The following is a 14,496-nucleotide window of genomic DNA, read 5'->3' as shown; positions in this document are numbered from 1 at the left end:
GTAGGAAGAGGTAATCAGCTTCTAACTGGTTACGCCTGCCGAGAGTAATACTCAACGACTAACAGTTCATTAATTTGTAACGCGATCCATTCACGCTCAATAATACTGTTAACCTTACCTTGCATTTTGGCTTTATCGAATTCCAAATGGCTAGGCAAGTTTGCCAATCCAGGATAAAGCAAGTTCGTTTCAACCATTTTGCGGGAGCGTTCATTGTCTCTCACGCCGATCGCTTCACCTGCACGGCACTGATAGCTAGCAATATCTACCACACGCCCATTCACGGTGATATGCCCATGATTGACTAATTGACGGGCTGCGGGAATGGTGGGAGCCATACCCAACCGAAATACCGTGTTGTCTAAACGCATTTCTAGCAGTTGTAGCAGCGCTTCCCCTGTGGAACCGGATGCACGACGTGCCTTACGAACATAACGAAGCAATTGGCGTTCGCTCAACCCATAGTTAAAACGAAGCTTTTGCTTTTCCTCCAAACGCACTGCATATTCAGAACGCTTTTTGCGTGCCTGACCATGTTGACCAGGTGGATATGCCCGTCGGGGTGCTTTGCGCGTTAAACCAGGTAGGTCTCCTAGGCGGCGCACAATTCGGAGGCGCGGACCTCTATATCGCGACATGTATCTTCCTCTGAAAATCGAAAACTAGACAAGACTTCTTATCATAAGCGATTGAGAAACAGGATGGAAGCCCTTGAGCAATTTTCTTGATTGATTAGAAGATTCTTTTAGAATAGAGGCATGAAACAAGTTTTAATTAGGGCTATTCGCGGGTATCAGATCGGAATTTCGCCGTTGCTGCCTGCGACCTGTCGCTTTCAACCCACCTGCTCTGAGTATGCGATCGCCGCGATCGCCAACCATGGCGCACTCAAGGGAGGCTGGTTAACAACTCGGCGGATCTGTCGCTGTCATCCGTTTCATCCCGGTGGCTATGATCCCGTTCCACCCGTTGCCGCCGCCTCTAAACCGCAGACTCAGCTAGATAATGAGCAATGAAGCCTCACTACTCCATTCCCATTACAGACTGTGGCGAATTGTTGGTGCCCATTCCTTTAGAGCAATTTGCTTGGGTTTCTCCTCACCCCTATCTGGCGTTAGGTGCCCCCTATGGAGATAGGTCGCCGTTTTTTGTGCGCCAAACAGTGTTAGAGCGGTTATTTCAAGCACAAGCTGCGTTACAAAAACAACAATCTGGGTGGCGGCTGCAAATTTTTGATGCCTATCGACCGCTCAGTGTGCAGCAGTTTATGGTGGATTACACATTCAAAATCGTGGTGGCAGAAGCCGGATTGGATGCCGCGACGATGACGGAGGCTGAGCGCCAGAGAGTTTTGGAGCAGGTCTATGAATTTTGGGCACCCCCGCTGGTTGATCCCGCGACTCCGCCACCCCACAGCACGGGAGCCGCGATCGACCTGACGCTGGTTGATGAAACAGGCACTCCGGTTGAAATGGGATCTGACATTGATGAATTGTCACCTCGGTCTTATCCAAATTACTTTGCTAAAAGTATTGCAAGAGATGAGCAACGTTATCATGCTCACCGACAGTTGCTCTGTCAAAGTATGGAGGCGGCTGGATTTTTGCGCCATCCAAAAGAATGGTGGCACTTTTCCTTTGGGGATCAGCTATGGGCTTGGTTATATCAACAATCAGGGGTGGAGGGAGCCGCGATCGCCCAGTATGGACGTGTCTAAATGGACGTGTTAAAAAAATCGCTAAATCTAGTTAGATCTATCTAAAGAACAGGAGCAAAATCAGTCTTGCAGCCGATGGATTGATCGATTTAACTCAATATGCTGTAATACATTGAACAAATTCGACTTACGGAGTATATGAAATGAATCTATTATTAGCAGTGGCAACCAGTGCTGGTGAACGTTTTCCGACAGCGTTTACGGCAGTCTATGTTGTTGGATTTATAGCGGCTGTCACGATTGGTTCAGTTGCTTGGTATAACGCAAAACGACCCGTCGGCTGGGAAAGTAAAGCACGTCCCGACGTGGTTCCTGAAGTAAAAGATACTGAGAATCCAGGGGTTTAAATCGTTGAACTTGTAACCATTAAACAAACGGGCGGGGATCGGAGTACTCTTTCCAGACTCATTCCAGTTTGGAGATCCAGCGCTGATATAGGCTGCGAATTGCTGTGATTACAGTATTGCTTGACTGATCTCCGCTGTCACTATTAGGATCAAGCGATTGCAATTCTGTGAGCAATTTGGCTTCTTCAATTTCAACAGTGCCATCGCTGTAGATCAAACCACTAACGGCTTCAATAAGCTGTTGGCACTCTTCAGAAGTAGGGCGATCGCCTAAGTATTGCTGAACCCATTCGTAACATTCGCTGGGTTTAACTGGAGTGAATTCGTGTAGTAGAGGTTGAATTTCAGCTTCGTTAGCCACTCCTTTTTCTTGGGCAATGCGGCTGAGATATTCTCGTTCTTCAGGCTGGATCTGTCCATCAATCCAGGCAGTCCCAATCAAAATTTTGACTAAATTTATCACATTTTTATCAGTCATACTTTTTGTCTCTGCGAACTGTGTTTACGATACGCCAATAGGAACGTATCTAAGCGTAATGTCAGACCATTTGTCACATTTTTTGTTCAAAACTAGAACATTATCGAGCAAGTTGTGCGACAAAAAAGCCATCCATGGAGTGTTGATGGGGCAAAACTTTTATCCATCCTGCTGAAGTCGTAAATTTAGACGCGGGAAGATCAATCATCGATCGCACTTTCCAATCTGGATGAGTGGTGAGAAAGTGTTGAATTTGATGTTCATTTTCCGCTGGGTGCAAGGTGCAGGTGGCATAGACTAAGATGCCGTCCGGTTTAATCCATGTTGCAGCTTGATTCAATAGCTCAGCTTGTAAGGTGGCTAACTCTTGGACGGTTGTGGGAGATTGCCGCCAGCGAGCATCAGCATGACGATGTAGCGTGCCTAAGCCAGAACAGGGCGCATCAATTAATACTCGATCGGCTTGAGTTGTCTGCGTCAGTGTACGACTATCGGCGGTGGCAATTTGAATCGATCGTAGTCCTAAGCGATCGCAGTTTTGCTGCACTTTTTTTAAGCGGGACGGAGTTTTGTCGTAGGCATAAACAATCCCGCGATCGCCCATTAATTCTGCTAGGTGAGTTGCCTTTCCACCAGGAGCAGCACAGGCATCAATTACCGTCTCGCCCGGTTGGGGATTGACACAGTGACTCACGAGTTGAGCGCTCCAATCCTGCACCATCCACCAGCCTTCCTCAAAACCGGGCAAGTTGCGAATGGCTCCCGCATGATTAACCAATCGGAGTGCTTGCGGCAAAACGGGCGATCGCTCGACCCATACTCCCGCTGCCTGCATTGCTGCTTCTACCTGTTCAACGGATGTTCTTAAAATATTGACCCGCAAATCAATACGCGGCGCTAGATTCATCCAGTTACAGAGTTTTTCTGTATCTTCTAGCCCAAATTGCGATTGCCATACTTCCACAATCCAGTCGGGGTAGCTGTGGAGAGTGGCTAAGTGCTGAATGGGATCAGTGGGAAGCTGCAGTGGGTCAGATGTTGATAGCCGAATATACTGCCGCAGTATGCCATTCACCACACCTGCTAGTCCAGTGAACCCGTTATTTTTTGCTAGGTCTACTGTCGTGTTGACGGCGGCGGAAGGGGGAACTTGGGTGAGATAGCGAAGTTGATAAAGCCCCAAATGAAGAATTAAGCGTAAATTAGGCGGCTGGCGATCGCTGGGCTTTTTCCCTAGTTGATCAATCAGCGCATCCAAAGTTCGCTGCCGCCGAACGCTTCCATACACCAGTTCTGTAGTTAACCGTTTATCCAGGTCACTCAAATCTTGGTGCAAGGTTTTCGCTAGCACATTATCAGCAAAACCACCCTGGGCGATCGCTTGGAGTGCCTGAAATGCTTGTTGTCTCGGATCTTGAGCCACTAGCGAGGGGGGCGACGACGTTGGAGAAACTCAGGAATATCTAACCCCGGCATCGGCGGTTTTGTTTTGGGTTCAGGAACGGCAGCGGGTGGAACCGCAGATGAACTCATCGGGCGTTTCAGTGCCGAAGGTTTGGCAGTCTGGGTCTGGCGGACTGGAGGTTCTCCAGTGAACCCAGTGGCAATCACCGTAATCCGCAGTTCTCCTTGAAGTCGTTCATCAATCACAGCGCCAAAAATAATGTTGGCATTGGGATCAACCACTTCATAAATGATTTCAGCCGCTGCATTAACTTCGTGCAGTGTCAAATCAGTGCCACCTGTGATGTTAAAGACGACTCCACGGGCACCGTCAATGGAAGACTCTAGCAAGGGTGAGGAGATCGAAGCCATTGCTGCTTCTCGTGCCCTAGATTTACCAGTGCCCACGCCAATTCCCATTAATGCAGATCCGGCATCTGCCATTACTGCTCTCACATCAGCAAAGTCAACGTTGACCAATCCAGGAATAGTGATGATGTCTGAAATTCCCTGAACCCCTTGTCGCAGAATATCATCCGCAGTGCGAAACGCCTCTTGTACAGGAGTTTGCTCAGAAATAACGGTCAAAAGTTTATCGTTTGGAATGATAATCAAGGTATCTACTCGGCTTTGGAGAGCCGCAATTCCTTCTTCTGCCTGACTGGTGCGACGGCGACCTTCAAAGGTAAAAGGGCGGGTAACTACACCGACGGTTAAGGCTCCTAGTTCTTTAGCAATTTCTGCGACGACGGGGGCTGCACCGGTTCCAGTACCGCCGCCCATCCCAGCGGTAATAAATACTAAGTCAGAATTTTCCAGGGCGGCGGCTATTTCATCTCGCGATTCTTCGGCTGCTTTTTGCCCAATGGCTGGGTTTCCGCCTGCGCCCAATCCTCTGGTGAGTTTTTGCCCGACCTGCAAACATTTTGAAGCCGACGATTGCACTAGCGCTTGGGAATCCGTGTTAATCGTCCAAAATTCAACTCCGACAACCTCACTGGCAATCATCCGATTGACCGCATTGCCGCCGCCGCCGCCGACTCCAATCACTTTAATCTTTGCCACGCTACCAGGCACAATGTCGTTACTCCTATGATCGTCTCTGGACAACCCTTTTGCATCATTAGATTGGTTCATATGATTACCGAAGTCGGTGAATGGGCTTGAAGGAGCGATCGCCCGTAAAAAGTTGGGCTGTCCTTCAGGAGTAGTGTTTCCGTGGGCATTTTCTAAGCCGTTGTTAAGTGTCATTGGAAATAGGAGGCAATTTAACAAAAAATTTAGATGAGATTGAGTGAATTACATGTAAAAAATCTTTTAGATCTGAATGACTTTGATCAACTATAGAGGAACTTGTTTGAAAAACCAATCTTGTTAAGGAGCTTATGATAGCGTGAAATGTCTACGTTGCTTCAGTTCATTAAATCGCTAAGCGAACTAGTTGTGATCATTTTCTTGACTTAAATTAAGGGTTATCTGGCTTAACAGAACCTTTTGATTCAGAGGTTTGAATAAACGGTGAGTTTGGGTTTCTTAAGTCAATATAGGCAACTTGATTCAGACTAACTTGGCTCGAAAGTTTACGCATTCGGTCGAGGGTTTTAATTTGTTCAGGAAACTGCATTCCATAGGGACCTAGATGGATCGTTCCTAGTTCAGTTCTTAGAACTAAATTAGCTGGATTTTGAAAGTCAATTTCAGTGATTTTAATTGGACTGCGACTAATTTCCCGATAGAGCGAAGACCAGTTACGGCGATAGTACTCTGGGTTTCCAATGACTTTAAGGCTTGGCAGCTTAATGGACTGTTGGATGGACGTATAGTTTTCTAGAGGCAGCCGCATTCCATTCTCGTCTAACAATCCAATTTTGGCGGCAGTTTCTTTGCTTTTGATGGAATTTTGCGACAGCAATTGGATATCGCTTGAGCTAGTCAGAACGATCGCAACAGGATAGCGTTCTACTACTCGAAGGGTCAAGCTGGGTGGAAAGAGTTGTCGATTCACTACTACATCGGCAATCGGGGCTTTTGTCTTTAGCTCTTTTGCGATCGCTTCGGGTTTCAACTGCAATATAGACTGGGGATAGCGAATGGGAACGAGCGATCGCAGGGTAGGTGATGGAATCAATCGATTGCCTTCTACCTTAATTTGTTCAGGCTTGCGAATTAACCAAATCGGTAGCGTTGTTACCCAAACTAAGCTCCCTGCCAATGCTGCGACCGTCAATCCGCGCCATGTTGTCTGAAATAAACGAACGCGACGTTGACGACGTAGCCGTTGCCGCCGTTGGATCAAATCTACTTGTGAGGGAGAAGTAAAATTTCCAGCCATCCAACTTAATTACCTAGCGCTACTTGGAGGAACTAGCCTCTCAAGATAGCCGAATTTTGCCAATCTATAAACAAACTTACGACAGAACAAACCTACGACAGGTTTAGATTCTCGAACGCTACTTTGGATTCTCTGATGCTAAAGAGTATCTCAAATGTGTAAACAAGACTAAATTAAGAACCGTTACGGAATTGCGATCGCTTCTCAGAATTTCTTTCATCCCGCTAACTCTTGTAGTTGATTTGCCACCCGTTCTCCAAACTCAGGATCAGTGTTAGCCAATCCTAATAGTTGCAAATATTCTTGCCGAGTTAAGCCTGCTGTTTCAATGATTGCCAAGGCTTCGGCTTCAATCTCCTGCTCTAGACGGTGTGATTCTGCGCTGTCCTCTATACTTTGCAAGTCTCCTTCACGGCGCTCTATCAATTTGACGACTTGAAGACAGGCTCGAACAAATTGGTTCACTTTTTCGGAAGGAATATTGCCAGGATCAAGATTAGGACGAGTGATTGGCGGTTGCTCAAGGAAGGGATCAGGTAACTGAGGAAGAGCGGCTGCAAATCCATTAGAACTGAAGAATATGCCACTAGCGATCGCCCACAGCACGACATAGAAAATTGTTTTCAGCGATCGGCGAACAGCTTGCCACATGGGAGATCAACTAGGTAGAAGGTGCAAGATGCGAAGTTTAAGATAAAACAGACTTTGGGTCAGGTTAAAACGGCGGTTGTTTGAGGAGTGGCTGCCTCGATTAGTTGGGGGCGTAGCACCAAATAAATCACGGCTCCCAATAATGGAATGACTGCGATCGCCCAGAAAATACGGGAATCAGTTAAGCCACGCCGTGCCATATCGTCGCCTAGCAGGGCGGGAAACAGCAGACACAGCAAACAAAAATCTAGACTCATAACATGGATAAAGCGGCTCGTTTGCCACTGAGCTACAAAGTCCTGCCAGTCCCCTTGAGAAATGCCATAGGTGACTAAGCTAATGGCGGCGATCGCCACTCCTACTCCCAAAATGCGGGAATCAAGCAGCTTAATCAACCAGGTTTTTTTGCCCTCAAACGATGGGTTAGGCTGACGCAACGCCAAATAGGGCAACAGAGCAAAAGCACCCACCGCAAAAGATGCAGTTGAAAATGCCCAAGCGGGGAGCCGCTGCCCTCGTCCGTCGGCATAGAGAAGGCAGGCATACATTACAGGCAGCACACCCATAATGTTAAACAGCGCCACAATCAAGGGATTGATCCCCTCGACTTGTGCGGTCGAGAGACGCTTAATTAAATCCAAAGTATCGGGTTGATCGGGTGGAGCAAATCCAAAGGCATAGATCACAAATCCAAGCCACAGCAATCCCAGGGCAATTTTTCTAAAAATAGGCTGATTCATGAGAGGAGAGAAATCTTTAGAGCAATAGAAAAATTGAGTTGATACTAAAAAATTAGCATGATGTTTTTAGTGTAGAAGTTTTGGGAAGTTCTATGAATGACTCAGGGGCGATCAATCAATTTGGGGTAGTGTTGGTGACGATCGCGGCTCAAGAGGAAGCGATCGCGATCGCTCAAGCATTAGTGAAATTAAAGCTGGCTGCCTGCGTCAGCATCTTGCCAATTCAATCCATTTACACCTGGCAAGGCACCCTTCACCAAGAAAACGAATGGCAGCTTCTCATCAAATCTGACTTATCCAAATTTATAGAACTAGAAACTAAAATTCGCGAACTTCATTCCTACGAAGTACCCGAAATCATCGCCTTACCTATCATTGCAGGTTCCCAGCCTTACCTACAGTGGATCGAGCAAAGCCTAGCAAAAGACAATCTTGCGTAGGGTCTGTTGAGTGCAACAAAACGTGCCATAAATTACAGCGCTATGACAAGACAATTAAGATGCAGATAGGAAAGGAAGAAAGGGTCTGATATCATGCTGTTTATGCTTTAACTTACCTAGATCCCGTAGTGCAAAGTTCTCATTCCCCAAATTTAGACACAGCTATGTCACCCTCAAGCGATCCTGCCTTATGGACGCGCCTCCTGCAACAACTCCTCGATCGCCAATCTCTTTCGCCCGATCAAGCCTCCCACCTTATGCAAGGCTGGCTCGCTGAAACAGTTCCACCAGAACTATCTGGGGCAATTTTAGCAGCCATTCAAATGAAAGGAGTTTCAGCAACAGAACTCGCAGGCATGGCGCAGGTTTTGCAACAGCAATCTTCCTCGCTGCCTGTTCTCAACTTCTCCCTACCCACTCCTCTAATTGACACCTGCGGCACCGGTGGAGATGGAGCAGGTACGTTCAACATCTCGACGGCAGTGGCGTTTGTGGCAGCAGCAGCAGGTATTGCCGTGGCAAAGCATGGGAATCGCTCCGCATCCAGTCAGGTCGGTTCCGCAGACGTGCTGGAAGCGTTGGGCATTCCCCTCGGTGCTCCTGCCGAAAAAATTCAGATGGCAGTGCAGGAAGTGGGAATTACCTTCTTGTTTGCGCCAGGCTGGCATCCCGCATTAAAAGGAGTAGCACCCCTGCGGCGATCGCTCGGTGTGCGAACGGTATTCAATCTATTGGGACCGTTGGTTAATCCCATGCGTCCCACCGGGCAGGTCATTGGGGTATTTGATCCCGCCCTACTGGAAACGATCGCACAAGCGCTACTGCAATTGGGCACCCAACGGGCGATCGTTCTGCATGGACGGGAGCGCTTAGATGAAGCAGGTTTAGGCGATGCCACCGATCTAGCTCTACTGGCTGATGGGCAAGTGAGTTTAGCCGTGATCAATCCAGCCGAACTGGGGTTAGAAAAAGCACCCTTAAGCGCGATCGCAGGAGGCAACGTGCAGCAAAATGCAGATATCCTCAAAGCCGTTTTGCAAGGAAAAGGCACCCAAGCTCAGCAAGATGTAGTAGCCCTCAACGCTGCCCTTGCCCTGCAAGTCGGAGAAGCCCTTACTGGCTCAAACAACCCTTACGCTGAGGGCATTATTCGCGCCCAAACAATTCTACAAAGCGGCTCCGCTTGGGACAAATTACAACAGTTGGTCAATTTTTTGAAATAGTTTTGAAACAAAAAACAAGGGACACAGTTGGTATCCCTTGTTTTTAAGCGCATGGTATTAGCAATCTAGGATTAGCAATCTAGGAGCCTCTCTCTAGCGCGGTTTCAATTTGCTTAAACTCCTGCTCCAGTCGATCTTTCATCTTTTGTGGTACAGGGCGATTTGGATAAGAACTATAGTGTCCTGCCAGAGAGTTTAAGGCAGTCCGCATAGTGGTAAAAGAGGGCAGTTTAGCTAATGACGCATCCCGGCGATAGCGTGAGGAAAAGTCGTTAATTAGCTGCTTTGTTTGAGTTTGAGAAGCAATTCTTTCTGGAGAATCTGCGGGTAGTTGAAGCGTCTCTCTCAAACTGTTAACCAAAGATACGGTATCTTGGCGATAATCTCCCGATAGAGTAGAGCCAGCGATCGCGGCTGAGCTACTCCCAAAACTAACGCAAAGAACCAGCACAAAAGCAAGTAGGCGAGACCAGTAGCGCTTCATATACATCCAGTGGATATTAAAACAACGTCTAAACTCTTCCCTATTTGCAAGGGGATTCAGAGTCTCTCTTTATCCTAACTTGATATGGGCAATCCATGACTAACAGTGATTGAAATCCTACAGGACAGCCCATTTAGACTACATTGCTCACCGAAAAGTGAACAAATTTGCGAGTTGCTCAGAATTTCTAGAGAGTTTTTAGGAAATTTGGCTGGAATGGAATTGCTTAACCAAAACGACCACTGACGTATTCTTGAGTCGCTTTTTTCTTAGGACTCTGGAAGATTGCTTCGGTGCGATCGTACTCTTCGATAAATCCAGTTCGTTGCCCTTTTTCGTTTGCTTGGACGTTAAAAAAGGCAGTGTAATCAGAAGCGCGAGATGCTTGCTGCATATTGTGAGTGACGATGACCAGCGTGTACCGTTCTTTCAACTCCTGCATCAGATCTTCAACTTTTAGGGTGGAAATCGGATCGAGAGCCGCGCAAGGTTCATCCATCAGAATCACTTCCGGTTGAACCGCGATCGCCCGTGCAATACAAAGCCGCTGTTGCTGTCCACCAGAGATGTCAGTTCCCATCGCTTTGAGTTTGTCCTTCACATCATCCCAAAGTGCTGCCCCTTTGAGCGATCGCTCAACCAATTCATCCATGTCACCCTTGTACCCTAATAGGCGCGGACCAAAAGCGATATTGTCATAGATTGTTTTTGGGAACGGATTAGGTTTCTGAAACACCATCCCAATCTGCCGCCGCACTTCAACCGCATCAATATTTGGGGCATAAAGATCCTGACCGTGATATAAAATCTTGCCATCTATGCGAAATGACTTAATCAAGTCATTCAGTCGGTTAAAACAGCGAAGTACCGTACTCTTGCCGCAACCTGAAGGACCAATGAAGGCAGTAATTGCATTTTTGGGGACATTAAGATTAATGTCTCGTACCGCTAGAAAGTCTCCATAATACATGTTGACGTTTTCGGTGCGGAAGACGTTATCCGTTTGAACGCTGTTCTGAAGATCGGGAGTCATAAGTCAGTGTCGGTAAGTGAAGTCAGTCAGTGAAAAATGGTTGGAATACTGAATAAGTTGAGCTATTGAAGAATTTAATTTGGGAAAATCCTTTAAGCGATCGCTACCGTTTGCGAGTGACCCAACGAGCCAACAAGTTCGCGATCAACACCAGCGCTACTAGAACTAAGGCAGCAGACCAGGCAAGCTCTTGCCAGTTTGCGAAGGGTGTAATTGCAAAGTTGTAAACCAGCACGGACAACGTAGCCGTGGGTCGCCAAGGATCAAGGTTCCAAAAGTTGCTAAACAAAGCGGTAAAGATGACGGGCGCAGTTTCTCCAGCCGCACGAGCCACTGCAAGAATGATCCCAGTGAGAATGGCTGGAACTGCCGCTGGCAAAAGCACCCGTAAAACCGTTTGGTAACTCGATGCCCCTAAACCCACCGAAGCCTGACGAATATCATTGGGAACCGACTCAAACGCCTCTGTGGAAGTTCTCACAATCGTCGGCAGCATTAAAATTGCCAAGGCAAAACCGGCTGCCATGGCTGAGTAAGAGCGAGTAGTGATCACGATTAAACCATAGGCAAAAACTCCCATGACAATCGAGGGAACTCCACTCAAAACATTGGTCATAAAGTTGATCAGGTTGGCGAGTTTGGTATCTCGCGCAAACTCAGAAAGGTAGATAGACGCTAAAATCCCAAACGGAATGCTAATCAGCGAGGCAATGCCAACCGTCATAAAGGTTCCCAAGATTGCATTCCCAAAGCCACCTGAATAGAACTGAGGGGAATCACGGGGGAAAGGCGGCGGCGGCAACTGAGTAAATAACTGAGGACCTAATCGAACTGCGCCTTTGGTGATTACATAGTACAAAAGCGCTATCAATGGGATCAGCGCCAGCAGCGCACAAGCAAACACGAGACCCGTCATGATGTTGGAAAAAATCGTTTTAGAGGATACGGTACGCTCTAAGCTTCTGCCTTGGGCTAGGGATGCCGGGAACTCTGGGCTGGTCATACTACTAACTTCTCACAAATTTTTAACTTCAGTCCCGTTGGAGCATGAGATGCAAGGATAATCAGTCGCTTGCGATCGCCCATTTTGCTACAGCTTCTTCAATTCAACTTTTCTCACCAAAATCTCAGCAAAAATATTGACCACCAGGGTTAGCCCAAACAAGATCAAAGCGGCATACATCAATGATGCCACTTGTAGACCAGAGGCTTCAGCAAACTGGTTTGCCAATAGCGCTGAAATCGTTGATCCCTGAGCAAACAGAGAGGGAGACGGTCGGTTCGCATTGCCAATCAACATCGTCACTGCCATCGTTTCGCCCATCGCCCGACCCAACGCCAGCATCACGCCCCCAATGATTCCAGAGATGGCAGTGGGGACGATAACCTGAATGAGCGTTTCCCAACGGGTTGCCCCCAGACCATAGGACGCTTGACGAAGTTCAGGAGCAACTCCCACCAGAGCATCTCTAGAAATGGCGGCAATAATCGGTAGAATCATAATCGCCAGAATGATCGATGCAATATAGATGCCTCGTCCTGTTGGGGGCGTACTGAATAGGGGAATCCAGCCGAAGGTTTGGTGAATCCAGGTCATGGGAGCTTGGAGGAAAGGAGCGAGGACGAAAATTCCCCACAATCCATAAATCACGCTGGGAATGGCTGCCAGTAGTTCCACCATAAACACGAGCGGCTGTTGGATTTTGGGCGGCAGAAAATCTTCACTTAAGATAATGGCAACGCCGACCCCTACGGGAACTGCAATTAGTAATGCAATAAAGGCAGTCACTAAGGTGCCATAGATTTGAGTCCAGGCTCCATAGATGTCTTCTACAGGGTTCCAGCGAACGCCTGTCACAAAGTCGATGATGCCAAATTTTTGAATTGCCGGGAGCGCATCCCTACCCACTTGGAGCGCGATCGCTAATAGGGTCACCCCAATACCAACGGCAAAAATTGTAGTCAGCCATTTAAAGCCACTGTCCACCTTGCGCGATAGCTGAGTGCGCTCGTAGGACATACCTGGGTTGTTATCTGCTGCTGGAGCCATAATCTTAAAACTACAACGCTGGGAAAATTACTTGGATTTATAAAGCATCATCTGACTCAGATATGAATTGATCGTGATCAATTCTTTTGTTGCTTCAGCCACTCCAAGCGTATCTCTTAAGAGTGGCTGAAGCCGCGAATTATTTCTCCTCAATGGTGTCAAGTTTGGCGTTGATATCCGCCACAAGCGCATCGGGCAAGGGAATAAAACCTAGCTCGGTTGCCGCTGCTTTACCATCTTTTAATGCCCATTTGAACAAATCTTTGAGGGTTGACCCTTTGGGCGCAGGATAGTTTCCGTACAGAAGCGCATAGGTTAAGCTCACAATTGGATAAGCGCCTTTTCCGGCTGGATCGGGCACAGAAATCACAAATTGCTCATTGGGCTTTTCGCCGTCTAAAGCTTTAGCGGCTGCTTCTGGCGTAGGAGTCACAAAATCGCCTGCTTTGTTCTGCAAAGCTGCCATATCCAACTGATTTTCCCTAGCATAGGTAAACTCGACATACCCGATCGCGCCAGGAGCTTGCTTAATCTGAGCCGTCACACCTTCATTTCCCTTTGCACCTTGACCCGTGGGCCACTCAATCGATTTGCCTGCGCCAGGTTTCCAGCCAGGGCAAGCTTGAGCCAAGTGGTTGGTGAAGATTGCAGTCGTCCCACTGCCATCTGAGCGAAAGACAAACGTAATCGGAGTGCTAGGGAGTTGAGCGCCAGCATTGTCTTTAGCAATTTTGGGGTCATTCCAGGTTTTGATCGAACCATCCGCAATCCCACAGTAAGTTGCGCGAGAAAGCTTGAGATCTTTAATGCCCTCAAGATTATAGGCAAATACAACAAAAAGACCCGTGGTCGGAATTTGGATCAAAGTTCCCCGATCTTTAGGAAACTTGGCGGCATCTGCACCTTTAATCGGATCATCCGTTGCGCCAAAATCCACGGTTTGCGCTAGAAACTGGTTAACCCCTGCACCACTCCCAATGGATTGATAGCTAACTTGCACATTTGGCTTGACGGTACGGTACTCGGAAAACCAGCGCTGATAAAGCGAGTTGGGGGCTGAAGCTCCCGCGCCACTAATCGAAATCGTACCGCCACCTCCCGTTCCGCCACCCGTTGCAGGGCTGCTGCCAATCGGGGCATTGGGGGGGGCACTGGGGGCACAAGAAGCAAGACCTGCGGCTAGAGCGATCGCAGACGCAGAGAGAACCCAGCGACTTACCTTCACCAAGGAAACCATAACCTCATCATCCTCACGTTGTAACCCCATCACACTACAACCCTTGCGTAAAGGGAAGGTTAAGCCGCCTATCTTTATGGCTGATCACCCGGCAAATACAACTGATAGAACCCTAGATATAACCGTAAAGTTTAGGTGGGTTATCAAAAAAATGTGAATCAATAGTTTGATTGCTTTTTGTTAATAAAGTTAGGTCAAATGACTGCGATATCTGGATTGAAATACCTGATCGGTCAAAATGTAGTTCAAACCACATAAAGCCTGTGCATGAAGTGGATAGTATCGATTGCTATGCTTTTGGCACTGTTTCTGATTCGCTTC

General features: G+C 47.6%; 17 protein-coding genes. 5 read left to right on the top strand and 12 right to left on the bottom strand.

What is annotated here, in order from left to right; all coding sequences use genetic code 11:
- Nucleotides 1-29: 29 nt before the first annotated feature.
- Nucleotides 30-638 (bottom strand): 30S ribosomal protein S4, encoded by a 609-nt coding sequence (gene rpsD, locus AB3R30_RS00820; protein WP_458647233.1) that lies wholly within the window; start codon nt 636-638, stop codon nt 30-32.
- Between the two features lie 120 nt (nt 639-758).
- On the opposite strand from rpsD, the gene yidD reads away from it, so the two are divergent.
- From yidD to psb35, 3 genes are all read left to right on the top strand, one after another.
- A complete protein-coding gene (gene yidD, locus AB3R30_RS00815; protein WP_458647232.1) occupies nt 759-1,016 on the top strand; it encodes a membrane protein insertion efficiency factor YidD in 258 nt (85 codons plus the stop codon).
- Nucleotides 1,013-1,717: a M15 family metallopeptidase gene (locus AB3R30_RS00810; protein WP_458647231.1), complete on the top strand. Its 705-nt coding sequence runs from the start codon at nt 1,013-1,015 to the stop codon at nt 1,715-1,717. Before yidD ends, AB3R30_RS00810 begins: the two co-directional genes overlap by 4 nt.
- 143 nt (nt 1,718-1,860) lie before the next feature.
- A complete protein-coding gene (gene psb35, locus AB3R30_RS00805; protein WP_458647230.1) occupies nt 1,861-2,064 on the top strand; it encodes a photosystem II assembly protein Psb35 in 204 nt (67 codons plus the stop codon).
- A 58-nt stretch (nt 2,065-2,122) separates the two neighbouring features.
- Here the strand turns inward: psb35 and AB3R30_RS00800 are convergent, their stop codons facing one another.
- From AB3R30_RS00800 to AB3R30_RS00775, 6 genes are all read right to left on the bottom strand, one after another.
- A complete protein-coding gene (locus tag AB3R30_RS00800; protein ID WP_458647229.1) occupies nt 2,123-2,542 on the bottom strand; it encodes a tellurite resistance TerB family protein in 420 nt (139 codons plus the stop codon).
- Nucleotides 2,543-2,642: 100 nt separating this feature from the next.
- Complete coding sequence (locus tag AB3R30_RS00795; protein WP_458647228.1) at nt 2,643-3,965, bottom strand: 16S rRNA (cytosine(967)-C(5))-methyltransferase; 1,323 nt, start codon at nt 3,963-3,965, stop codon at nt 2,643-2,645.
- Complete coding sequence (gene ftsZ / locus AB3R30_RS00790; protein WP_458647227.1) at nt 3,965-5,236, bottom strand: cell division protein FtsZ; 1,272 nt, start codon at nt 5,234-5,236, stop codon at nt 3,965-3,967. Before ftsZ ends, AB3R30_RS00795 begins: the two co-directional genes overlap by 1 nt.
- 214 nt (nt 5,237-5,450) lie before the next feature.
- Entirely contained in the window at nt 5,451-6,317 is an 867-nt protein-coding gene (locus AB3R30_RS00785) for a cell division protein FtsQ/DivIB (protein ID WP_458647226.1), read from the bottom strand.
- Between the two features lie 216 nt (nt 6,318-6,533).
- Nucleotides 6,534-6,968 (bottom strand): DUF4168 domain-containing protein, encoded by a 435-nt coding sequence (locus tag AB3R30_RS00780; protein ID WP_458647225.1) that lies wholly within the window; start codon nt 6,966-6,968, stop codon nt 6,534-6,536.
- Between the two features lie 59 nt (nt 6,969-7,027).
- Complete coding sequence (locus AB3R30_RS00775; RefSeq protein WP_458647224.1) at nt 7,028-7,708, bottom strand: DUF2834 domain-containing protein; 681 nt, start codon at nt 7,706-7,708, stop codon at nt 7,028-7,030.
- A gap of 92 nt (nt 7,709-7,800) precedes the next feature.
- Between AB3R30_RS00775 and cutA the strand changes: the two genes are divergently transcribed.
- Nucleotides 7,801-8,148: a divalent-cation tolerance protein CutA gene (cutA, locus tag AB3R30_RS00770; RefSeq protein WP_458647223.1), complete on the top strand. Its 348-nt coding sequence runs from the start codon at nt 7,801-7,803 to the stop codon at nt 8,146-8,148.
- Nucleotides 8,149-8,312: 164 nt separating this feature from the next.
- Nucleotides 8,313-9,371, top strand: coding sequence for an anthranilate phosphoribosyltransferase (gene trpD / locus AB3R30_RS00765; protein WP_458647222.1), 1,059 nt, complete (start codon nt 8,313-8,315; stop codon nt 9,369-9,371).
- Nucleotides 9,372-9,450: 79 nt separating this feature from the next.
- Here the strand turns inward: trpD and psb27 are convergent, their stop codons facing one another.
- The 5 genes from psb27 to pstS form a co-directional block, all read right to left on the bottom strand.
- Nucleotides 9,451-9,855 carry a photosystem II protein Psb27 gene (gene psb27 / locus AB3R30_RS00760; RefSeq protein ID WP_458647221.1) on the bottom strand — a complete coding sequence of 135 codons (405 nt, stop codon included), beginning with the start codon at nt 9,853-9,855 and terminating at the stop codon, nt 9,451-9,453.
- A gap of 226 nt (nt 9,856-10,081) precedes the next feature.
- Complete coding sequence (gene pstB / locus AB3R30_RS00755) at nt 10,082-10,888, bottom strand: phosphate ABC transporter ATP-binding protein PstB (protein ID WP_458647220.1); 807 nt, start codon at nt 10,886-10,888, stop codon at nt 10,082-10,084.
- A gap of 103 nt (nt 10,889-10,991) precedes the next feature.
- Entirely contained in the window at nt 10,992-11,891 is a 900-nt protein-coding gene (pstA, locus tag AB3R30_RS00750) for a phosphate ABC transporter permease PstA (RefSeq protein WP_458647219.1), read from the bottom strand.
- An 87-nt stretch (nt 11,892-11,978) separates the two neighbouring features.
- Nucleotides 11,979-12,938: a phosphate ABC transporter permease subunit PstC gene (gene pstC, locus AB3R30_RS00745; protein WP_458647218.1), complete on the bottom strand. Its 960-nt coding sequence runs from the start codon at nt 12,936-12,938 to the stop codon at nt 11,979-11,981.
- Between the two features lie 139 nt (nt 12,939-13,077).
- Nucleotides 13,078-14,175, bottom strand: coding sequence for a phosphate ABC transporter substrate-binding protein PstS (gene pstS, locus AB3R30_RS00740; RefSeq protein ID WP_458647217.1), 1,098 nt, complete (start codon nt 14,173-14,175; stop codon nt 13,078-13,080).
- Nucleotides 14,176-14,496: the final 321 nt, after the last annotated feature.

The sequence above is a fragment of the Sivoneniella epilithica UHCC 1019 genome (assembly GCF_040830845.1).
Taxonomy (GTDB): Bacteria; Cyanobacteriota; Cyanobacteriia; order Leptolyngbyales; family Leptolyngbyaceae; genus ULC077BIN1.
Note: the sequence above shows the minus strand (reverse complement) of the source record. Positions and strands in the feature narration are given on the sequence as shown.